Genomic DNA, 20,930 nt, shown 5'->3' with positions numbered 1-20,930 from the left:
GCATTCCTTATTTTTTATGGCGAATACGAGGATTCACAATGCCATAAAGAACATCAACCAACAGATTGACGAAGATAATCATCGTTGCAATTAAAAGCACACCACCTTGAACAACGGGGTAGTCACGTCGCTGTAAAGCATCAATCAACCAGCGTCCTAATCCCGGCCATGAGAAAATGGTTTCTGTTAAGATTGCACCTGCCAGCATTGTCCCGACTTGTAATCCAATAACGGTGACAACAGGCAACATCGCATTACGTAATGCGTGGATAAGAATGACGCGAGCACGGCTTAAACCTTTTGCTCTTGCAGTACGAATATAATCTTCGCCTAATACTTCAAGCATCGAAGAGCGCGTCATACGCACGATAACCGCTAAAGGAATGGTTCCTAATACAATGGCAGGTAAAATGATGTGATGAACGGCATCTAAGAAATCCCCTTCCTCACCCCAAAAAAAAGTATCAATCAGCATAAACCCAGTAAGTGGATTACTGTCATCTAAAAAGACACTATCAGCGAGACGCCCAGAGACAGGAGTTAGGTCTAATTTTACAGACACTAACATGATTAACATGATCCCCCACCAGAAAATTGGCATGGAGTAACCTGCTAAGGACACACTAATCGCAGTATGATCAAAGATAGACCCACGTTTTACCGCAGCTAAAACACCAACAGGTATCCCAACTGAAACCGCAAAAATCATGGCGCAAACGCCAAGTTCTAAAGTGGCTTTAAAGCGAGGTAAAAATTCATCCCATACAGGAATGCGACTTTTTAATGAGATACCCAAATCACCATGAAGAATGCCATTTAGGTAATTGATATATTGTTGCCATAAAGGCTTATCCAGCCCCAACTCTGCCATTAAATAAGCATGACGCTCTGGAGAAAGGCCACGCTCACCCGCCATAATCATTACCGGATCACCGGGAATAAGATGGACGAAAATAAACGTCAGTAATGTAATTCCGATAAACGTAGGGATCACAAGTCCCAAACGTTGAAGGATAAATTGCAGCATATCCTAATTCTCTTTTCAAACATCAGCTAAAAGATAGCGCTGATAAATCAGGGGAAAGTCCCCTGCGCCCACAGTGTACTGAATGTATTCGTTATTATTGAATAGCGGTGCCTTTCATAAAGAAAGACACCGTACTTAAGGCAATCCAACGATTAGGTATTGCTATTATTTAAGAGAGACATTCTCGAAGTGATGTTTGCCTAACGGATCAACCACATAGTTTTCTACTTTTTTACTCACAGGTTCATAAACGGTCGAGTGAGCAATAATCAGTGCGGGTGCTTGATCATGCATAACAACTTGAGCTTGTTTGTAGAGTTCAACACGCTTGTCGTGATCGGCTGCGACTCGAGCAGGTTGGATCAGATCTTCGAATGGCTTATAGCACCATTTTGAATAGTTAGATCCTTGCTCTTTTGCGGCACAACTAAATAGCGTAGCAAAGAAGTTATCTGGGTCCCCATTATCCCCCGTCCAACCCATCATCACTGCTTGGTGTTCACCAGATTTAGCACGTTTGAGGTATTCGCCCCACTCGTAACTTACAATCTTGGTTTTAACACCAATTTTTTCCCAATCCGCTTGTACCATTTCAGCCATACGGCGGGCATTTGGATTATAAGGGCGCTGTACTGGCATTGCCCATAAATCGATAGTAAAGCCATCTGCAAGACCCGCTTCTTTTAGCAGCGCTTTGGCTTTTTCAGGGTTATATTCGTAATCGACGATATCGTCGTTATAACCCCACATTGTAGGAGGAATGAGGTTTTTCGCTTTCTGGCCTGCGCCTTGATAAACAGCTTCAATAATGGCGTCTTTATTTACCGCCATACTTAATGCTTGGCGAACCTTTTGGTTATCCAGTGGTTTTTTCTCAACGTTAAAAGAGATATAACCCACGTTTAAGCCCGGTTGTTCTAATAGATTGATATCGCTATTTTGTTTCATCTTCGCAATATCAGCAGGATTTGGGAAAGGCATTGCCTGACACTCGCCTTTTTGCAGTTTTGCATATCGTACAGAGGCATCAGGTGTAATAGAGAAGACTAAACGATCAATATCTGGTTTTTTACCCCAATATTGGTCATTAGCTTTATAAAGAATACGAGAGTCTTTCTGATATTGCTGTAATTGGAAAGGCCCTGTGCCGATAGGATCTAAGTCCACTTTTTCAGGTGTACCTGCTTTCATCATGTTATCCGCATATTCAGCGGATAATATAGAAGCAAAGTCCATTGCCATGTCAGCAATAAAAGGGGCTTCTGAACGCGTCAAAACAAAACGAACGGTATGATCATCAACCTTCTCGATTTTCTCGATCATGTTGTTCATATCCATTCCGGAGAAGTATTCATAACTTCCGCCAGACACTTTATGGTAAGGATGTTTCGGGTCCATTTGACGCATAAACGTGTACATCACGTCATCCGCATTAAATTCACGTGTTGGCTTAAAGGTTTTACTATTATGCCAATTCACGCCTTTACGTAAATGGAAGGTATACACTTTACCATCATCGCTCACATCCCAACTTTCAGCTAAGCCTGGAATGATTTCTGTTGTACCCAGTTTAAATTCAACTAAACGGTCATAAATAGGCACTGAACTTGCGTCATAGGTTGTTCCAGAGGTAAATAACTGAGGGTTAAATCCTTCAGGTGAGCCTTCAGAGCAATACACCAATGTTTTTGCCTGTACACCCGCAGAAACAGCTAATGCGAGCAATCCAATTGTAGCGGTCAAAATTCCTGTCTGTTTTTTGGAGCTTTTCATCATTACTCTCCGAAATTGTTCTGTTGTGTTTTGGTTTCCTGTTTAAAAACGGAATACCTTTTTATTTTGTCATTGTTCAATTAACCAACTGTATCCCCTTACGTCAATAAGGTGTTAGAAGGTAAAAAGAACTCGTTATAAACACAAATGAAACAAATATTGAACAAACTCAGAATAAAAAAATAAGTCTCTGACTAATATCTAGTCAATAAAACCACACATTAAGGAATCCTTAAGTAAAATGACTATTTTAAAAAAAGCCATAATTTGTGATTAACCGCTTAAATATTGAACGAATATTTTGAAATGAAACAAAGAACTTGGCGCTTTATTCTGTTATGGAAGAAAAATAATTATCTTACTAGAGGATACTGATTTTAGTTTTAATCAAGCAAATAGAGTGAAAAGTATCAATTTTTACCTCTTAGCAAATCACTTAACTAGATAAGACCATGAAATTCAGTCTGTTATTAATGATTTTAATTCTTTCATAGTGAAAAATTTATATTCTTTAAACATTACCAGAAGTTCTATCGCCCATAAAAAGTGGCATTGAAAGAAAATTTACAGACATCTTTAGGTTGTTCATTAAAAAATTTCTAAAATAATTTAATGCCTAAACGACTTTATAGATCAGCGAAACCTACTGCATTTTTAGCCAATATTTATCTTGATTTGGAAAATATTTCCACGATCTTCTGTTTCTGAACTGTATGGGAATTTGGAATGTAAATAGAGATGAGATAGAAGTAAGGTTGATCGAGAGAAAACACCCTTTATGGTGAAATCAAAAATAAGAGTGAGGTATTTTTGGTAAGGCTAAAACGACAAAACCCCGCTTTAAAAGCGGGGTTTCTTAATATGGTCGGCGAGAGAGGATTCGAACCTCCGACCCACTGGTCCCAAACCAGTTGCGCTACCAGGCTGCGCTACTCGCCGAAAACGAGGTGCATCTTACTGCCTGAAGCCCACTCCGTCAATACTTTTTTAGTATCTCCTGACTGTTCGTATGGTTTTCAACCAAAACGGTTGATTTTTAACTTTTTTATCATAAAAAGAGGTGAATTTTAGCGTTATTGTAACAAGCTTACCTGTCTATCTTCGTTTTACTATGGCTTTCTTTACGTTACCCATAAAAAATGAAAAAAAATAACAAATTTATTCTTAATTATTATCGTCTAATTAGTGTGCTTTTTATATAATTCCCTTATGTCAAATAAGGTAGGTAGTTTAGAGAATGAAACAACGTTGGTGGGGTGTCGCATTACTTTTATTGTCAACCACACTTCCAGCTCAAGCATCTACAGTTCATGCTTGCCGAGTGTACTTTAAAGAAGCGGATAGATTTATTCAGTACATTTCTCAAAGAGAAGATCTAAAACATAATATGCCGGAGATTAAGGCTAACTTCGAGCAAAGCAAAAAGCAGATAATGACAGCGCCTCTGTCAGAACAAAAAGTAATATGTGACAAGGAAATGCAAGAGCTTAATAGTTTGAATAAAATGTTTGGACCTAAAGAAGAAACGGTACTAAATAAATAATCAAATAAACAGATAATGACTAAATATAATTACTTATTTATTATTTAGTCATTAATTTGATATTAATTCTTATTTTCATGATTATTATTCGCAGTTGTACTTTCCAATCTTTTTATGCGTTCTTTAGGTGAATTATCACTTTTATCATCACCCTGAGTATAATAATCATAAGGTAATAATAAAGTATCTAATACGGCACTAAAAGGAAGATCGAGAATAACCAATGGTTTCATTGCCCATCCAGTTTCATCATCTTTTAGCATTGTCATGTTATTTTTTGTCCCTGAATAAAGTTCTTTATTCGGACCAGCATGAGTCATAACACTTGAGCAACCTGTCAGTAATGTCGTCAAAAATGTGACTAATGTTAAATTTTTACTTGTCGTTCTGAATATCATAGGGCACCTATAAAACGAGATCCGTAGTCAACGCTTTTTATCATATAGTTAAACCTGTTTTCTCTTACAGGACAAGAGAAAGATGATATAAAAAAGCTTAATTTTTTAGTTATTAAATAAATAAGTCTCGCGTGAAAAAGTTTCACTTTATCTAATTTTAAAAAGCATAATAATATTATTAATTATTATGTTTCCATGATATTAAAATTCAACCTTCATTATTTTAAATAAACATTTTAGCTTTATATTTATCTTTCTTGTTTGTTTTATCTCTATATATGCTAGATCTGTGCGATAAGACACAGCGACTTTCATTATTCTTTGCCAAAATAGGTTTATCGTTTTAGCTCAAATTTTCTCATTTTTATTTTTGGGTACAGGATCTTTTCTATGAGTGATATTGCATTAACAATGGTGATGTTGTCATTAGCAGGCGCTCTAGGTCTTTGGATTGGCAATATCAAAATCTATCGAGTCAGCCTAGGGATAGGTGGTGTTCTTTTTGGTGGAATTATTATTGGCCACTTTGCTCAGCATTATAACTTTTCGCTTAATGCACAAACTCTTCATTTTATTCAAGAATTTGGGCTTATTCTTTTTGTTTATACTATTGGTATCCAAGTCGGTCCGGGTTTTTTCTCCTCACTACGTGTTTCAGGCTTAAAACTAAACGCCTTCGCCATCTTAATTATTCTTCTTGGCTCCATCATAACCGCTTCTATTTATCGTCTATTTGACGTTCCTTTACCTATTATTTTGGGTATTTTTTCTGGTGCTGTTACCAACACGCCTTCTTTGGGTGCTGGGCAACAAATACTGACGGATCTGCATGTTGACCCAACTTCTGTGGGACAAATGGGAATGGGCTATGCCATGGCTTATCCTATGGGTATCTGTGGCATTCTACTCGTAATGTGGCTTATTCGTGTGTTCTTTAAAATCAACATTGATGAAGAAGCCAAAGCCTTTAGTAACCAACAACACAGCACTAAAGATACACTACATACCATTAATATTGCGATTAAAAACCCCAATTTAGATGGCTTATTAATGCAAGATATTCCTCTGCTCAATGAAGATGCCATCGTCTGCTCCCGCTTAAAACGTGGAGATAACATTATGGTACCAATGCCATCAACAATTATTCAGTTAGGGGATTTACTCCATATTGTCGGTTCAAAAGAAGATCTCAATAAAGTTCGCCTAATACTTGGTGAAGAGGTCGATGCTTCACTTTCAACATCAACAAATTTACTTCAATCAGTACGAGTCGTTGTAACGAATGATTCCGTGCTCAGTAAACGTTTAAAAGATCTGGATCTTAAAAGAAAATACGATGTTGTAGTGACTCGATTGAACCGCGCAGGTATCGAACTTATTCCAAGTAATAATAGTATGTTGCAATTCGGGGATATTCTTAATGTTGTTGGACGCCCTGAATCTATTGAAGCCATTACAGTTCTGTTAGGTAACGCCCGTCAGAAATTAGAACAAGTCCAAATGCTTCCTGTCTTTATTGGTATCGGCTTAGGGGTTCTACTTGGCTCTATTCCTATTTTTATTCCCGGTATTCCTGTGGCACTTAAATTAGGTTTAGCTGGTGGTCCTCTTGTTGTTGCCTTAATTTTAGGACGTATTGGTACATTTGGTAAGCTCTATTGGTTTATGCCTCCAAGTGCAAACTTGGCATTGCGAGAGCTAGGTATTGTCATGTTTCTTGCTGTGGTAGGGCTAAACTCTGGCGGTGAATTTGTCGAAACATTAATTTACGGTCAAGGCTTGAGTTGGATTGGTTATGGTATTTTGATTACATTATTACCGTTATTGATTGTCGGTGTGATTGCCAGAGTCTTCTTTAAGCTTAATTATTTAAGCCTCTGCGGAATGTTGGCTGGTTCAATGACCGATCCCCCTGCATTAGCCTTCGCAAACTCAATTCATAGCTCAAGTGGGGCCGCCGCGCTTTCCTATGCCACAGTTTATCCTTTAGCAATGTTTTTACGCATCATAACACCACAATTAATGGCACTTATTATATGGACTTTGTAGTAAAAATAATAAATATATTAAATAGTTGAACCAAATTTGTTATAAAAATCCACATTTGGCTTAGCAGAGGGATAATTAAGGCAATGAATGGCTCTTATTTAAGCCATAGATTTTATAAATGTCTGTTTTAATAGTTCTCGTGCTAAGAAATTTAGATTGAGACGGATTGCTAAATTTTTAGTAATCAATTTCTTTCCGTCAAACTTATGCTCAAAAGTCCTCGTTATTGTCTTTGCCCCTTCTTCTCGCTGAAGGGGCATTTTTATTAGATATTCACTGGCTGATAGATGTTCTCGATTTCTTCAGCCAGAATTTTTATTCCTTTCTCAATCAATTCAGGCTCTGGCACGTAATTCATCCGCATACATTGATGAGCATGATCCCATGAATCTTCTAATCCTGGAAAGAAGTAATGTCCCGGCACCATTAATACACCACGTTTTTTCAAACGACGGTAAAGCTCTTCACAAGAAACAGGTAAATCTTTAAACCAAAGCCATAAAAAGATCGCACCTTCCGGCTTATGAATAAGACAACGCTCTTCAGGTAAGTAGCGGCGGATAATATTAATAGTTTCAAGTACTCGTTGATGATAAAAGGGGCCTATCACATCTTGAGATAACCGCATTAAATCATCGCGTTTTAGCATTTCTAATGCCATTGCAGGTCCAATTCCACCGGGCGCGAGACTAATAATACCGTTAACATTTGTAATAGCTGAAATCAGCGCTTCATTGGCGATAATAATGCCACAACGTGCTCCCGGTAGGCCTAACTTAGACAGACTCATACAAAGGATAGTGTTGTCATTCCAACGAGGTGTTGCTTGAGTGAAAATAATACCCGGAAAAGGAACACCGTAAGCATTATCTATAATCAGAGGGATATTGTGCCGTTTAGCTAAAGCCTCTAGCTTTTCAACTTCATCGTCAGTAATTACATTACCTGTTGGATTGGTTGGTCTAGAAACACAAATAGCGGCAATGTCATCACCAATTTCAAGATGAGCAAAATCGACATGATATTTAAATTGTCCATTCGGCAACATTTCTATTGTTGGCTTATTCGCAACAAACAGATCTTCTTCTAATCCAGAATCAGTATAACCAATATATTCAGGGGCAATTGGGAAAAGAATTTTACGTTTCTTTCCATCTTTGGTTGTGCCACCTAATAAATTAAATAGGTAGAAAAAAGCACTTTGACTGCCATTAGTTAGTGCAATATTTTTTGCCGAAATATTCCAGCCTAGCTTCTCTTTTAAACATGCCGCCAACGCTTGTAACATGGCATCTTTGCCTTGCGGACCATCATAGTTACAAACCGCATCACTTAATGAGCCATTTTCGGTCATCTCTTTAAGTAATTGACGAAAATAGTTATCCATTTCAGGAATATGAGCAGGATTTCCGCCCCCTAGCATCACCGCACCGGGTGTACGTATTCCTTCATTTAAGTCTTGCATCAAGCGAGCAATGCCTGAGTGCTGAGCAAATTTTTGCCCAAATTGTGATAGTTGAGTCATCTTTGCAGGTATCTTCTATGTTGCTTTCTCGTTAAGAAATACCATACCGCGAGCTTTAACCTGCATCAATAGTTATAATCGAAATGATAGAATAGTAATATTAATATGATTTTAAATATTGAAATATAAAGCCAATAACACTCTCGATTAAAGATAACTCAACTCATATTTTACTTTTTATTGGCGTTTTCACTCCCTTCTTGGCGACAAAAACAAGAGAGAATATGGTCATTTACCATACCAACGGCTTGCATAAATGCGTAGCACGTTGTTGTACCAACAAATTTAAAGCCTTTTTTCTTTAACGTTTTTGCCATTTTATCTGAGATTTCAGTAGATGCAGGTACTTGAGATATATCGCTCCACTGATTAATAATGGGTTTATTATCAACAAATTGCCAAATAAACTGACTAAAATCTTCACCTTGTTCTTCCATTGCCATGAAAATACGGGCGTTATTAATAATGGCGTTAATTTTTCCTTGATGACGAATAATTGCGGGATCTTGCAATAAAGCTTCAACATCCTTATCTGTCATTTTGGCAATTTTTTCGGGTGAAAAATTAAAAAAACAGCGGCGGTAACCTTCTCTTTTTTTAAGTACGGTATACCAAGATAACCCAGCTTGTTGACCTTCAAGACAGATCATTTCGAAAAGCTTGTATTTATCTCGTTCAGGTTTACCCCACTCATCATCATGATATGCCAAATATTCAGGATCACTGGTTACCCAATCGCAACGCTGTTTATTCATTTTCTCATTCCTTGTTACCAATAACTTGTAATAGCACCATTTTATATACTGTATAAATATACATGTAAATAGGTGAAAAAAAATTCAATCTAATTCTTTGAGCATAGTCATAAAGTCAATTAAGGGATTATTTTTTTGATCGAGGGAAAATTGCCCGCATTCCTTGCTGTATATCTTTCGTCTAGAAGGTATACTGAAACCTTTCTTTTTATTCTATGTATCGCCATGCGGATATAACATGCAAAAGTTTGATACCAAAACCTTTCAAGGTCTTATCCTGACACTACAGGATTACTGGGCTCGCCAGGGCTGTACCATTGTCCAACCATTAGATATGGAAGTGGGTGCGGGCACATCACACCCAATGACTTGTTTACGTGCATTAGGCCCAGAGCCTATCGCTGCGGCTTATGTACAGCCTTCTCGTCGTCCAACAGATGGACGTTACGGTGAAAACCCTAACCGCTTACAGCACTATTACCAATTCCAAGTTATCATTAAGCCATCACCTGATAATATTCAGGAACTTTATCTTGGCTCATTAAGAGAATTAGGTTTAGACCCAACAATTCATGATATTCGTTTTGTGGAAGATAACTGGGAAAACCCAACTTTAGGTGCTTGGGGCTTAGGCTGGGAAGTTTGGCTCAACGGCATGGAAGTGACGCAGTTTACCTATTTCCAACAAGTCGGTGGATTAGAATGCAAGCCTGTTACGGGTGAAATCACTTACGGCTTAGAACGTCTTGCCATGTATATTCAAGGTGTTGATAGCGTTTATGACTTAGTTTGGTGTGATGGTCCATTAGGTAAAACCACCTATGGCGATATCTATCATCAAAACGAAGTTGAGCAATCAACCTATAACTTTGAATACGCCGACGTAGACTTCCTGTTCTCTTGCTTTGAGCAATATGAAAAAGAAGCTCGTGAGTTGTTAGAGTTAGAAAAACCTCTGCCTTTACCTGCCTATGAACGTATTTTAAAAGCAGGACACACCTTTAACTTATTGGATGCACGTAAAGCTATCTCTGTGACAGAGCGCCAGCGTTATATTTTACGTATCCGTACTTTAACCAAAGCGGTTGCTGAAGCATATTATGCTTCTCGTGAAGCGCTTGGTTTCCCTATGTGTAAAAAGTAAGAGGCTATCATGACAACTGAGACTTTCCTCGTGGAAATCGGCACAGAAGAATTACCGCCGAAAGCGCTTCGTTCTTTAGCCGAATCTTTTGCTGCTAATTTTACTGCTGAACTGGATAACGCAAATATCACTCATGGTGATGTATCTTGGTTTGCAGCTCCTCGCCGTTTAGCCATTAAAGTGGTTAATATGGCGAAATCACAAGCAGATAGAACCATTGAAAAACGTGGTCCTGCGATTGCTCAAGCATTTGACGCTGACGGTAAACCGACAAAAGCGGCTGAAGGTTGGGCAAGAGGTAATGGCATTACTGTTGACCAAGCAGAGCGCTTATCAACAGATAAAGGCGAATGGTTATTTTATCGTGCAGAAGTAAAAGGTGAAGCTGTTAACCAATTACTGATTGGCATGGTAAGCAATGCATTATCAAAATTACCAATTCCAAAATTAATGCGCTGGGGTGATAAAGAAACTCACTTTGTACGCCCTGTTCATACCGTCACCTTATTATTAGGTGATACCGTTATTGATGGTGAAATTTTAGGTATCCAAAGCGATCGCATTATTCGTGGTCACCGCTTTATGGGTGAAGCTGAATTCACTATTGATAATGCAGATCAGTATCCTGAAATTCTTTATGAGCGCGGAAAAGTTATTGCTGATTACGAAACACGTAAATCAATTATTCTTCATGATGCTCGTCTTGCTGCTGAAAAACTTGGCGGTATCGCAGATTTAAGCGATAGCTTAGTCGAAGAAGTCACTTCATTGGTTGAATGGCCAGTTGTGTTAACAGCAAAATTTGAGGAAAAATTCCTTGAAGTTCCTGCTGAAGCACTGGTTTATACCATGAAAGGTGACCAAAAATACTTCCCTGTTTATGACAAGCAAGGCAAATTATTACCTAACTTTATTTTTGTCACTAATATTGAATCTTCTGATCCACAACAGATCATTAGCGGTAACGAAAAAGTAGTGCGTCCTCGTTTAGCTGATGCTGAGTTCTTCTTCAAAACTGACCGTAAACAACGTTTAGAAGATAACTTACCACGCCTTGAAACCGTATTATTCCAGAAAGATTTAGGCACACTGCGTGATAAAACAGACCGTATTCAAGCATTAGCTGGCTTTATTGCTGGCAAAATGGGTGCTGATGTTAATAAAGCAACCCGTGCAGGTTTACTGTCAAAATGTGACTTAATGACCAACATGGTGTTCGAATTCACAGATACCCAAGGTGTTATGGGTATGTATTATGCGCGTCATGATGGTGAAGCCGAAGAAGTCGCGGTTGCATTGAAAGAACAATATCAGCCTCGTTTCGCGGGTGATGAATTACCTTCTAATCCTGTTGCTAGCGCCCTCGCTATTGCAGAGAAGATGGATACACTTGCGGGTATTTTCGGTATTGGTCAACATCCTAAAGGGGATAAAGACCCATTTGCTCTACGTCGCGCATCACTGGGTGTTTTACGTATTATCGTTGAGCAAGACTTACCGTTAGATATTGAAGAATTAACACAAGAAGCGGTTCGCCTTTATGGTGACAAACTGACCAACAAAAATGTGGTCAGTGATGTGGTTGAGTTTATGTTAGGTCGTTTCCGTTCTTGGTATCAAGAACTGGGTTACAGCATTGATACTATTCAAGCTGTATTAGCACGTCGCCCAACACAACCTGCTGACTTCAATGCTCGCGTTAAAGCAGTAACTTACTTCCGCACATTAGACGAAGCCTCTGCATTAGCAGAAGCCAATAAACGTGTTTCTAACATCTTAGCAAAATCCGCTGATGTAAAACTGAATGACACTGTTTTAGCTTCCGTCTTAAAAGCACCAGAAGAAGTTCAACTAGCGGCTAATCTTTCTGTATTACAAGATAAATTGGCACCATTATTTGCAGAGCGCAAATACCAAGAAGCATTAGTTGAACTTGCCTCATTACGTGATGTGGTCAATAACTTCTTTGATAAAGTCATGGTAATGGATGAAGACGAAGCAGTTCGTATCAACCGTTTAACCATGTTGAGCCAATTGCGTGAACTGTTCTTAAAAGTCGCGGATATTTCTGTTTTACAATAAGTTGTAAACCCCAGAAAACAGAAACCGGCATTGTGAAAGCAATGCCGGTTTTTTTGTTCATTTTTAATAGGATTGACATAAAAAAGATTTATTTACATAGAAAATTATAGTGGTAAAATTTACCATAGTAAAAACTACCACAGAGGAAGTGATGGTTATCTATAAAACAAAGATGTTCAAAAATAATTTCAAGAAAATACCTATCAATGATGCTGATTTAATAGATATTGCCAACGAAGTATATGCAGGACACTTTGAAGCTGACTTAGGTGGTGGGATTATCAAAAAACGGATCTGTATCCAAGGAAAAGGAAAGAGTAGTGGAATTAGAACAATTATATTTTATAAACAGGGAAGTAATTTATTCTTTGCTGATGGATGGAAAAAATCTCACTTAAGCTCTAAAAAATCTAAAGAAATTACAGATGATGAGCTAGAATCCTATAAAGATCTGGCAAAAGATCTCTTCAGTGCAACTAAAAATAAAATAGATAAGATGATTGCACTAGGCCTTTTAACGGAGGTTAAACATGACTGATAAAATGAAAGAAATGCTGAAATTTGCACAAGAAATGGAAGTTGCGGGAATAACCGATGGAGAATCGGCTAGACGAATTGCAGCCAGAATAAAAGCCAAAGAATTAAAAGAAAGATATGCTCACCTGACTCCAATGAGTGGTGAAGATATAAAAAGAATTCGCGAGCAAAATAACATTTCGCAATCGTCTCTTGCTTTAATACTAAATATGACAAAAGAGAGTGTATCAAAATGGGAGCGGAACGAAATTAAACCCAATGGAGCAGCACTGAGACTTTTGAATTTAATAGATAATAAAGCAATTTCAATCTAAGATTATTTCTACTAAATACTTGTTAGTAGATAAACCGGCATTGTGAAAGCAATGCCGGTTTTTATCAAACATCATTATTCTTACTTAAATTATCTTTTAAAGGATGATGAACAAGCTCCATAATTCTTATCGATTCTTTATCAATAATACTCACAATAATATGCAGTAAATCATCAATGTCTTCCGCATAAAAAGATTCAATTTCAGTTTCTATTTCAATAGGAAAACCATTTATTTTACTAAAACTATAACCAAATAATATAAATCCAGACTTATCACTTGTATTTAATTTATCAATATAAATAAGTCTTTCACTATTAATAAATTTAGGGCTGTAATGATGATTATCTTTAAATAATACTTTAATTTTATTATTAGTGATCACTTCTAATTTTTCGATAACTATATTTATTTTATTCTCTATTTTATTTTTTATATCAATAATAGAGGATGCTCTATCCAATGAAGCCTTTATCTTTTCAAAAAAATTATTTTCATCGTTCATGTGAAACCCTACAAAATATTGGATAATGATCAAACTTTTTAAAGAAAATATCATCGAGGCAGTGATTAGCATCATTTAATATCCGATAGAAATCAAGCTGTTCGAGATCTAACTTAAAGCAGTCTTCTTTCCCATATAAAAATGAAGAAGAGAAAATCATTTGATCAAAAACATACCATCGATTTATTGATACTGAATTATAATAATACGTGCCTAAGTTATTCGTTTTCTTATCCGACAAAAGATACCAAAATGGATTAAATAATAGTTCTCTTTTCTTTTTTATGATGTGATAGTCTCTTGTTGCATATAATGTATTAATCATCACATCAGAATAAGGTTCAGTATTATAATCACCCATACAAATAATTTGTGTGTCTTTTCCTTTATTTTCAAATAACTTATCAATACTATTTCTCAACTCTTGGGCAGCTATACGCCTAGTTTTTTCATCAGTACTTAGTACAGATGGCCAGTGTGATAAAAAGAATGTGATCATTTTTTGATTTTCAAAATCTTTAAATGAAACACTGACACCCACTCTTATTGTTCTATTATCAGGTTGAAGTTTAGTTAAAAACTTACTTGAGATAAATGCTAATTTATTCATATTGTACATTATAGAAATATCAATAAGTATACGACCTATCTTTCCTGATAAATCGACATATTCCATGTTTAATTCGCAAGCTAATTGTTTAAAATCTATGTTTTCCCTTTTAGAAATCTCACAAAGTGCAACTATATCAAGCGTTCTCTCTTTTATTATTTTTCTAAGATATTGTTTTGCCAATCCAATATCTTCTATATCTATTTGCTTACTTGACCTTATTGGTGGAGATAATCCCATATTCCACCAGCATAAATTCAATTCCATTTTTATATATCATTCCATTAATAATAAATTATTTTTAAATATTACTAGTTATTATCTTACTAAAGTTTAGTAATTTAGCATAATAAATGAAAATAGAAAAAATAATAAAACAAATCAAAATAAACAAATATTTTAATTCATATTTAAACTATTAGTTTTTTATTAAATTAAAAGGTACCTTATTATTTAAGATACCTTATTTATATATGATAAAACTTTACAACCCAGTCTCTACTGTAAATATTTGGCGATAACCATCAACATCACGCATAAATGCAATATATTGGTCATTTGGAGAGAATACGACTGCATCACTACTTGGTGCTTGTGCTGTTCTTTCTGTTAATCGAGTTAACTCACCCGTTTTCACATTACATAGCATCACGCTGTTATCACAAATAAAGGTGAGATATTGTCCGTTACTATTCCACGTAAAGGCTGACTGAATATCCCAATCCTGCGAGGTGACTTGTTTTATCTCTTTCGTACTCGGTGATACCGTATATAACTGCACAATACCGTTATCATCTTTCATTAAAAAAGCAATCGCATCACCTTTTGGGGAACTTCTTAACCAGTGACGGGGCTGATTTAAAACACCTGCATATTTTCTATTTGCTGTATTTGTTAGGCGAACTTGATGAATACCTTTAGCCACCGCGGGCATTGTTGTATCCGTTCCTGCCAATGGTTTATCACCTTCAACACTGAAAGCCTGATTATCATCAGGTAAATCCACTAAGAAAATATCAGCGACTTTATCACCATTTTCACTCATGGTATCGCCGATAAATGCAATAGCCCAACGCTGCTGTGAACCATCAGCCTTTATATAACCTTGAGTACCAACCCAACACTCTTCATAAGCTTTATTAATTTCGTCGCTTCCCTTTTGTGGATAAGCAACAGTTTGGCTTATTACAGTGCAAAAATATTCACCGTCATATTCACGAGGATGTTTTTTAGCGACATTAACCGCTTTTAGTGGCACAGCAACAGCCACATTACGTTGATCATATTCGCTCCCCAGTTCATGCATAATATGATCATTGTAGGTAAAGCTTAAACGTGTGCCGTCAGGGCTAAAGACGTGAACATGTGTACCGCCACGTAATGCGCCGGCTTGATAAGGTGATGTCAACGAACAAGCGTCGATATTAAATGCACGATTATTTTCTGATTCATCAACAATCACACCTCGACGATGATGAAAGTCATAATGCCATTCATTATCTGGGTTTTCTGGCCCATGAATAAAGGCATAACGCACGGGCCCTGTTGGGCTTACTGTCGCAACCCCTGCATGTGCCCCTTGTGTTGCTGTGTAAATGATCTGTTGCTGTTTTGTTTTCGCATGAATTTTTTCTATGGTTAGACCTGTAAAAGATCCCCCATTGGGACGTACATCATAGACTAACCACTGGCTATCTGGCGTCCAAACATTTATATTAGTTAGCTGATGATGACGGCTATCAAACGTAATCTGGTGTTCCTGAAAAGACATATTTATCCTTATCGGGAAATAAATTTCCACATTATAAAAACTAATTAATTTTACCTGGCACTAAAAAAATTCAGTCGAGACTTTTTCGCAAGGTAATTATTCTACCCTCACTAAATAGTCAGAAAATTAGAAAATCATGTTACTTAGTGTTCTCTATATTATTGGTATTACTGCAGAAGCCATGACCGGTGCGCTTGCTGCTGGTCGTCGTAAAATGGATGTTTTTGGCGTTATTATTATCGCCTCTGCAACTGCCATTGGTGGTGGCTCTGTCAGAGACATTCTGCTCGGCCATTACCCGCTGGGTTGGGTAAAACACCCTGAATATATCGTCACTGTTGCATGTGCTGCTGTTATCACCATGTGGGTTGCTCCCATGATGAAACACCTACAGAGACTCTTTCTTATCTTAGATGCCATTGGTCTAATGGTTTTCTCTATTATCGGTGCGCAAATCGCACTCGATATGGACTATGGCCCAATTATTGCTGCTATTGCTGCGGTGATTACGGGTGCTTTTGGTGGCGTATTAAGAGATATGCTTTGTAATACCATTCCTTTAGTTTTCCAAAAAGAAATTTATGCCGGTATCGCTTTTGGTGCTGCGTGGCTTTATATGGGATTACTGTTTTATACACCGTTACCAAGAGACGTCATTATCATCATTACCCTAATTGCAGGGTTAACAGCTCGACTTCTCGCTATTCGTTATAAATTAGGCTTACCTGTCTTTAATTACGAGAATCAAGATTAACGAATCGCTGTTTTAACGACAGCGGTTCTTTTTGATTCTGTGGGGTATCTCAAAATATAATCTCTTTTCGCTATTGTGATAAAAGGTAATTCCTATCACTGAGCCTTTAATTGTATGTTAATATTGACATAGTTTAATTTTTCTCTTGTTTCTATATTCAGAAAATAGAATGTAATAAGAAAAAAATGGCCCTGTATTAAACATGGGCACTGTATGTCATTCATTGTATGTGTATACTATATGGGGGATTTGCTCCCTAAACATGTATTTATACTTAATTCTCCAGTCAAATTCAGAAAGTCATCATGATCCAAGGAACACTTTATATTGTTTCCGCTCCAAGCGGTGCGGGTAAATCAAGTCTTATTCAAGCGCTGTTAAAAACACAGCCTTTATATGACACACAGGTTTCTGTCTCTCATACAACCCGCTCTATGCGACCGGGAGAGAACCATGGTGAACATTACTTCTTTGTTACTGAAGAAGAATTTAAAAGCATGATAGACAGCGGGGATTTCCTCGAACATGCTTGTGTTTTTGGTAACTATTACGGAACATCCGGCAAAGTTATCAAAGAAATCTTAGCCAGTGGTGTAGATGTTTTTTTAGATATCGACTGGCAAGGCGCACAGCAAGTGCGTAAAGCGATGCCAGAAGCTCGCAGTATTTTTATTCTGCCACCGTCAAAAGAAGAGCTTTACCGCCGACTTCGTGGACGTGGACAAGATAGCGAAGAAGTGATTACAAAACGTATGTCGCAAGCTGTATCGGAAATGGAACATTTTAATGAGTATGATTATTTGCTGATTAATGATGATTTCAATACTGCGCTTGCTGATTTACAATCAATTATTCGTTCAGAAAAATTACGCCTTGATCGTCAAACGCTACGACATGGTGATTTAATCAGCAAATTATTGGCAGACTGAGTTAACTTTCAGTATTATGCCCAGTCATTTCGTTAATGGTGGAGTAACACAAATATGGCACGCGTAACCGTTCAAGACGCTGTAGAGAAAATTGGTAACCGTTTTGACCTCGTTCTGGTCGCAGCACGTCGTGCGCGTCAGTTACAAGTTGGCGCTAAAGATCCTTTAGTTCCAGAAGAAAATGATAAAATGACTGTTGTCGCGCTACGTGAAATCGAAGAAGGCCTGATTAACGGTAAAATTCTTGATGCTCGTGAACGCCAAGAGCAACAAGAGCAAGAAGCAGCAGAATTACAAGCTGTTTCAGCGATTGCGGAAGGTCGTCGTTAATCGTTTTATAAAATAGGGGTAGGTCTGCCTTGTACCTGTTTGAAAGCCTGAATCAAATCGTTCAAAAATACTTGCCATCGGAGCAAGTTGAACAACTTAAAAAAGCCTTTATCGTCGCCCGAAATGCCCACGAGGGACAAACTCGTTCAAGTGGTGAGCCTTATATTACTCACCCTGTTGCGGTTGCGTGTATTCTCGCAGATATGCGATTAGACCAGCAAACGCTGATGGCGGCGCTGTTGCATGATGTTATCGAAGATACACCTGCAACCTTCCAAGATATCGAAAGCCTCTTTGGTAGTACGGTTGCCGATCTTGTTGAAGGGGTGTCTAAACTTGATAAATTGAAGTTTAGAGACAAAAAAGAGGCTCAGGCTGAAAACTTCCGTAAGATGATTATGGCGATGGTAAAAGATATCCGCGTCATTTTGATCAAGCTGGCAGACCGAACTCACAATATGCGCACACTGGGATCATTACGCCCAGATAAACGTCGCCGTATTGCTCGCGAAACACTCGAAATTTACAGCCCTCTCGCACACCGTTTAGGTATACACCATATCAAAACAGAGCTTGAAGAGCTGGGTTTCGAGGCGCTACATCCAAATCGCTACCGTGTAATCAAAGAAGTCGTTAAAGCAGCTCGAGGCAATCGTAAAGAGATGATTAATAAAATCCTCTCTGAAATTGAAGGTCGCCTGACAGAAGCGCATATCGAATGCAAAGTTAACGGTCGCGAAAAACACCTTTACTCTATCTATCGGAAAATGTTGTTAAAAGAGCAACGTTTTCACTCGATCATGGATATTTACGCCTTTCGCGTGATCGTGAAAGAAGTCGATACCTGTTATCGCGTTTTAGGTCAAATGCACAGTCTTTATAAACCGCGCCCCGGTCGAGTTAAAGACTATATTGCAATCCCAAAAGCCAACGGCTATCAATCTCTTCATACTTCACTTATTGGCCCTCATGGCGTGCCAGTTGAAGTGCAAATTCGTACTGAAGATATGGATCAAATGGCAGAAATGGGGGTTGCAGCACATTGGGCTTATAAAGAGCAAGGTGAACAACCGGGCACAACGGCACAAGTTAGAGCTCAACGCTGGATGCAAAGTTTACTTGAATTGCAACAAAGCGCGGGTAGCTCATTTGAATTTATTGAGAACGTAAAATCCGATCTCTTTCCTGATGAAATCTACGTTTTCACGCCAGAAGGTCGCATTGTTGAATTACCAACAGGCGCTACTCCTGTCGATTTTGCTTATGCTGTACACACTGATATCGGTCATGCCTGTGTAGGTGCAAGGGTTGATAGACAACCTTACCCACTTTCACAATCGCTACGCACCGGACAAACGGTTGAAATTATTACCGCTCCAGGTGCAAGACCCAATGCGGCTTGGCTAAACTTTGTTGTCAGTTCAAGAGCACGCTCTAAAATTCGACAACTACTGAAAAACCTAAAACGTGAAGACTCTATTAATCTAGGTCGTCGTTTACTTAATCACGCATTAGGCGAGCACAAGCTTGCTGATATTTCAGCTGAAAATATTGAGCGCGAGTTGAAGCGTATGAAGCTTCATTCAATCGACGACTTAATGGCTGAAATTGGTTTAGGTAATACCATGAGCGTTGTTGTTGCGCGTAATTTATTGATTGATAGTCAAAATCAAGATGAAAACGCACAAGCAGAAACAACCAATGATGAAACTCCTAAACTCCCAATTAAAGGCGCTGATGGCGTATTAATCTCCTTCGCTAAATGTTGCCGCCCTATTCCGGGTGATCCTATCGTTGCACATATTAGCCCAGGTAAAGGTTTGGTTATTCACCATGAATCTTGTCGTAATATTCGTGGTTACCAAAAAGAGCCTGAAAAATTCATGCCTGTCGAGTGGGATAAAGAGATCAACAGCGATTTCATTACTGAAATTAAAGTCGATATGATTAACCACCAAGGCGCTTTAGCAAACTTAACCGCAGCTATTAACGATGCTAACTCAAGTATTCAAAGTATGAATACAGAAGAGAAAGACGGTCGCGTATATTGTGCTTTTATTCGCTTAACGGCGAAAGACAGAATTCAATTAGCCAATATCATGCGTAAACTTCGCATCATGCCAGACGTTCTGCGCGTTAGCCGTAATAAAAACTAGTCATGAATTCAATTCGATATGCCCGCATCTGCCAAATGATGGCGATGCGGCAGCCTGATCTTACCGTCTGCCTTGAAGAAGTGCATAAATCCCATAATGTTGCAGCCGTTATCAGAACGGCTGATGCTGTGGGCATTCCTAAAATTCATGCTATTTGGCCTGAAGAAAAAATGCGGATGTTAGTTTCCCCCGCAGCAGGAAGTAATAGCTGGGTCAATGTAGAAACTCATCCTACTATCACAGAAGCGGTTAACGCCTTTCGAGCCCAAGGTATGCAAGTTCTTGCGACTCATCTCTCAGATAAAGCGGTTGATTTTCGTGAGATTGATTACACGCGCCCAACTTGTATTATTATGGGACAAGAAAAAACAGGTATCTCACAAGATGCTATCGCGCTTGCAGATCAAGATATTATTGTGCCGATGATGGGAATGGTACAATCCCTAAATGTTTCTGTCGCCAGTGCACTAATTTTATATGAAGCACAACGCCAACGTCAGGCTGCGGGTATGTATAACCGAACAGAGAGCACCTTAACAGAAGAAGAACAGCAAATTCTTCTCTTTGAAGGCGGATACCCGGTTTTGGCAGAAGTTTCTCGTCGTAAAGGACTGCCTCGCCCTTATATTAATGGCAGCGGTGAAATTGAAGCCCCTGAATCATGGTGGGCGGAAATGCAAATGACGCAAAAACAACTTAGGAAATTAAAAAAGACGGAGTATTGATCC

Annotated in this window: 19 protein-coding genes and 1 tRNA gene; 11 read left to right on the top strand and 9 right to left on the bottom strand. The window is 38.1% G+C overall.

The features are described 5' to 3' along the window. Positions 1-7: 7 nt before the first annotated feature. From dppB to AB4J89_RS16095, 3 genes are all read right to left on the bottom strand, one after another. The gene (gene dppB, locus AB4J89_RS16105) at positions 8-1,027 is read right to left on the bottom strand and encodes a dipeptide ABC transporter permease DppB (protein WP_088494350.1); all 1,020 of its coding nucleotides are present in this window, start codon (positions 1,025-1,027) and stop codon (positions 8-10) included. A gap of 165 nt (positions 1,028-1,192) precedes the next feature. Continuing rightward, complete coding sequence (dppA, locus tag AB4J89_RS16100) at positions 1,193-2,800, bottom strand: dipeptide ABC transporter periplasmic-binding protein DppA (protein WP_088494349.1); 1,608 nt, start codon at positions 2,798-2,800, stop codon at positions 1,193-1,195. An 862-nt stretch (positions 2,801-3,662) separates the two neighbouring features. Beyond that, positions 3,663-3,739 (bottom strand) — tRNA-Pro (locus AB4J89_RS16095). A gap of 298 nt (positions 3,740-4,037) precedes the next feature. On the opposite strand from AB4J89_RS16095, the gene AB4J89_RS16090 reads away from it, so the two are divergent. After that, positions 4,038-4,343: a DUF5339 family protein gene (locus AB4J89_RS16090; protein ID WP_088494348.1), complete on the top strand. Its 306-nt coding sequence runs from the start codon at positions 4,038-4,040 to the stop codon at positions 4,341-4,343. 62 nt (positions 4,344-4,405) lie between these two features. Here the strand turns inward: AB4J89_RS16090 and AB4J89_RS16085 are convergent, their stop codons facing one another. After that, entirely contained in the window at positions 4,406-4,741 is a 336-nt protein-coding gene (locus AB4J89_RS16085) for a YceK/YidQ family lipoprotein (protein ID WP_088494347.1), read from the bottom strand. 390 nt (positions 4,742-5,131) lie between these two features. Here AB4J89_RS16085 and AB4J89_RS16080 point away from each other — a divergent pair, with 390 nt between their 5' ends. Continuing rightward, entirely contained in the window at positions 5,132-6,790 is a 1,659-nt protein-coding gene (locus tag AB4J89_RS16080) for a putative transporter (protein WP_368469923.1), read from the top strand. 265 nt (positions 6,791-7,055) lie between these two features. Here AB4J89_RS16080 and AB4J89_RS16075 read toward each other — a convergent pair whose 3' ends face one another. Beyond that, positions 7,056-8,315: a valine--pyruvate transaminase gene (locus tag AB4J89_RS16075; protein WP_088494345.1), complete on the bottom strand. Its 1,260-nt coding sequence runs from the start codon at positions 8,313-8,315 to the stop codon at positions 7,056-7,058. Between the two features lie 170 nt (positions 8,316-8,485). Further along, complete coding sequence (locus AB4J89_RS16070) at positions 8,486-9,070, bottom strand: DNA-3-methyladenine glycosylase I (RefSeq protein ID WP_368469921.1); 585 nt, start codon at positions 9,068-9,070, stop codon at positions 8,486-8,488. A gap of 238 nt (positions 9,071-9,308) precedes the next feature. On the opposite strand from AB4J89_RS16070, the gene glyQ reads away from it, so the two are divergent. The 4 genes from glyQ to AB4J89_RS16050 all read left to right on the top strand — a co-directional run bounded on the left by glyQ (position 9,309) and on the right by AB4J89_RS16050 (position 13,147). Then, complete coding sequence (glyQ, locus tag AB4J89_RS16065; protein WP_004246832.1) at positions 9,309-10,214, top strand: glycine--tRNA ligase subunit alpha; 906 nt, start codon at positions 9,309-9,311, stop codon at positions 10,212-10,214. A 9-nt stretch (positions 10,215-10,223) separates the two neighbouring features. Next, positions 10,224-12,296: a glycine--tRNA ligase subunit beta gene (gene glyS / locus AB4J89_RS16060; RefSeq protein WP_368469918.1), complete on the top strand. Its 2,073-nt coding sequence runs from the start codon at positions 10,224-10,226 to the stop codon at positions 12,294-12,296. Positions 12,297-12,447: 151 nt separating this feature from the next. Next, positions 12,448-12,834 (top strand): type II toxin-antitoxin system RelE/ParE family toxin, encoded by a 387-nt coding sequence (locus tag AB4J89_RS16055; RefSeq protein ID WP_088495983.1) that lies wholly within the window; start codon positions 12,448-12,450, stop codon positions 12,832-12,834. After that, positions 12,827-13,147: a DNA-binding transcriptional regulator gene (locus tag AB4J89_RS16050; RefSeq protein WP_088494342.1), complete on the top strand. Its 321-nt coding sequence runs from the start codon at positions 12,827-12,829 to the stop codon at positions 13,145-13,147. Before AB4J89_RS16055 ends, AB4J89_RS16050 begins: the two co-directional genes overlap by 8 nt. Positions 13,148-13,211: 64 nt before the next feature. On the opposite strand, the gene AB4J89_RS16045 is transcribed toward AB4J89_RS16050, so the two are convergent. The 3 genes from AB4J89_RS16045 to AB4J89_RS16035 all read right to left on the bottom strand — a co-directional run bounded on the left by AB4J89_RS16045 (position 13,212) and on the right by AB4J89_RS16035 (position 16,033). Next, on the bottom strand, positions 13,212-13,652 hold the full coding sequence (locus AB4J89_RS16045; RefSeq protein ID WP_368469916.1) for a hypothetical protein: 441 nt from the start codon (positions 13,650-13,652) through the stop codon (positions 13,212-13,214). Continuing rightward, positions 13,642-14,529 (bottom strand): endonuclease/exonuclease/phosphatase family protein, encoded by an 888-nt coding sequence (locus tag AB4J89_RS16040; RefSeq protein WP_368469914.1) that lies wholly within the window; start codon positions 14,527-14,529, stop codon positions 13,642-13,644. Before AB4J89_RS16040 ends, AB4J89_RS16045 begins: the two co-directional genes overlap by 11 nt. Before the next feature lie 217 nt (positions 14,530-14,746). Then, a complete protein-coding gene (locus tag AB4J89_RS16035; protein WP_368469912.1) occupies positions 14,747-16,033 on the bottom strand; it encodes a DUF3748 domain-containing protein in 1,287 nt (428 codons plus the stop codon). Between the two features lie 136 nt (positions 16,034-16,169). Between AB4J89_RS16035 and AB4J89_RS16030 the strand changes: the two genes are divergently transcribed. The 5 genes from AB4J89_RS16030 (at position 16,170) to trmH (ending at position 20,927) form a co-directional block, all read left to right on the top strand. Further along, positions 16,170-16,787 (top strand): trimeric intracellular cation channel family protein, encoded by a 618-nt coding sequence (locus tag AB4J89_RS16030; RefSeq protein ID WP_088494339.1) that lies wholly within the window; start codon positions 16,170-16,172, stop codon positions 16,785-16,787. 305 nt (positions 16,788-17,092) lie between these two features. After that, positions 17,093-17,716, top strand: a complete 624-nt coding sequence (gene gmk, locus AB4J89_RS16025; RefSeq protein ID WP_088494338.1) for a guanylate kinase — start codon at positions 17,093-17,095, stop codon at positions 17,714-17,716. 54 nt (positions 17,717-17,770) lie between these two features. Continuing rightward, positions 17,771-18,046, top strand: coding sequence for a DNA-directed RNA polymerase subunit omega (gene rpoZ, locus AB4J89_RS16020; protein ID WP_006534607.1), 276 nt, complete (start codon positions 17,771-17,773; stop codon positions 18,044-18,046). Between the two features lie 29 nt (positions 18,047-18,075). Then, a complete protein-coding gene (gene spoT, locus AB4J89_RS16015) occupies positions 18,076-20,202 on the top strand; it encodes a bifunctional GTP diphosphokinase/guanosine-3',5'-bis pyrophosphate 3'-pyrophosphohydrolase (protein ID WP_088494337.1) in 2,127 nt (708 codons plus the stop codon). 2 nt (positions 20,203-20,204) lie between these two features. After that, entirely contained in the window at positions 20,205-20,927 is a 723-nt protein-coding gene (gene trmH / locus AB4J89_RS16010) for a tRNA (guanosine(18)-2'-O)-methyltransferase TrmH (protein ID WP_088494336.1), read from the top strand. Positions 20,928-20,930 lie beyond the last annotated feature (3 nt).

Source organism: Proteus sp. STS61-E (assembly GCF_040932335.1).
In the GTDB taxonomy this organism is placed as follows: domain Bacteria; phylum Pseudomonadota; class Gammaproteobacteria; order Enterobacterales; family Enterobacteriaceae; genus Proteus; species Proteus mirabilis_B.
Note: the sequence above shows the minus strand (reverse complement) of the source record. Positions and strands in the feature narration are given on the sequence as shown.

Coding starts and splice junctions, on each gene's coding strand:
- gmk (WP_088494338.1), top strand. CDS start 17,093: ATGATCCAAGGAACACTTTATATTGTTTCCGCTCCAAGCGGTGCGGGT.
- AB4J89_RS16030 (WP_088494339.1), top strand. CDS start 16,170: ATGTTACTTAGTGTTCTCTATATTATTGGTATTACTGCAGAAGCCATG.
- AB4J89_RS16040 (WP_368469914.1), bottom strand. CDS start 14,529: ATGGAATTGAATTTATGCTGGTGGAATATGGGATTATCTCCACCAATA.
- glyS (WP_368469918.1), top strand. CDS start 10,224: ATGACAACTGAGACTTTCCTCGTGGAAATCGGCACAGAAGAATTACCG.
- dppA (WP_088494349.1), bottom strand. CDS start 2,800: ATGAAAAGCTCCAAAAAACAGACAGGAATTTTGACCGCTACAATTGGA.
- rpoZ (WP_006534607.1), top strand. CDS start 17,771: ATGGCACGCGTAACCGTTCAAGACGCTGTAGAGAAAATTGGTAACCGT.
- dppB (WP_088494350.1), bottom strand. CDS start 1,027: ATGCTGCAATTTATCCTTCAACGTTTGGGACTTGTGATCCCTACGTTT.
- AB4J89_RS16055 (WP_088495983.1), top strand. CDS start 12,448: ATGGTTATCTATAAAACAAAGATGTTCAAAAATAATTTCAAGAAAATA.
- trmH (WP_088494336.1), top strand. CDS start 20,205: ATGAATTCAATTCGATATGCCCGCATCTGCCAAATGATGGCGATGCGG.
- AB4J89_RS16070 (WP_368469921.1), bottom strand. CDS start 9,070: ATGAATAAACAGCGTTGCGATTGGGTAACCAGTGATCCTGAATATTTG.
- AB4J89_RS16035 (WP_368469912.1), bottom strand. CDS start 16,033: ATGTCTTTTCAGGAACACCAGATTACGTTTGATAGCCGTCATCATCAG.
- AB4J89_RS16080 (WP_368469923.1), top strand. CDS start 5,132: ATGAGTGATATTGCATTAACAATGGTGATGTTGTCATTAGCAGGCGCT.
- AB4J89_RS16050 (WP_088494342.1), top strand. CDS start 12,827: ATGACTGATAAAATGAAAGAAATGCTGAAATTTGCACAAGAAATGGAA.
- glyQ (WP_004246832.1), top strand. CDS start 9,309: ATGCAAAAGTTTGATACCAAAACCTTTCAAGGTCTTATCCTGACACTA.
- AB4J89_RS16075 (WP_088494345.1), bottom strand. CDS start 8,315: ATGACTCAACTATCACAATTTGGGCAAAAATTTGCTCAGCACTCAGGC.
- AB4J89_RS16045 (WP_368469916.1), bottom strand. CDS start 13,652: ATGAACGATGAAAATAATTTTTTTGAAAAGATAAAGGCTTCATTGGAT.
- AB4J89_RS16090 (WP_088494348.1), top strand. CDS start 4,038: ATGAAACAACGTTGGTGGGGTGTCGCATTACTTTTATTGTCAACCACA.
- AB4J89_RS16085 (WP_088494347.1), bottom strand. CDS start 4,741: ATGATATTCAGAACGACAAGTAAAAATTTAACATTAGTCACATTTTTG.